Source organism: Variovorax sp. 01N429 (assembly GCF_056399425.1).
Genome location: NZ_JBFTRG010000208.1, coordinates 1 through 385, shown reverse-complemented (window position 1 = coordinate 385; position 385 = coordinate 1). Strand labels below are relative to the sequence as shown.

Genomic DNA, 385 nt, shown 5'->3' with positions numbered 1-385 from the left:
CTGTTCGTCCTGGTCGCCGCTGGGGGCGCCTGCGACGCCGATGGCTGCGATCGGGCCGCCCTTGGCGGTGACCGGGGCGCCGCCGCCGAGGAACAGGGTGCCGGGGATGTCCTTCAGGGTGGGGTTCTGYTGGAGGCGCTGGACCAGGGTGGAGGTCGGGGCGTTCCAGGAGACGGCGGTGAAGGCCTTCTTCTGGGCGGCGTCGTAGGACTGCGGGCCGGCGCCGTCGCCGCGGAGGGTGACGATGGTGTTGCCGTTGCGGTCCACGACCGCGACCGACACGCGCTGGTTCGCCTTCTTCGCGGCGTCCAGGGTCGCCTGCGCGGCCTTGGACGCGGCATCGATCGTCAGGTGATCGGACTGGAACGTGTCCGGGGTCTTCACA

At 71.4% G+C, this 385-nt stretch carries 1 protein-coding gene; it reads right to left on the bottom strand.

Features of this window, described 5'->3' with window-relative positions:
- Positions 1–385 (bottom strand): GlcG/HbpS family heme-binding protein (locus AC1DSF_RS31275; protein ID WP_478184193.1); only part of this gene is annotated, 385 nt, incomplete at both ends.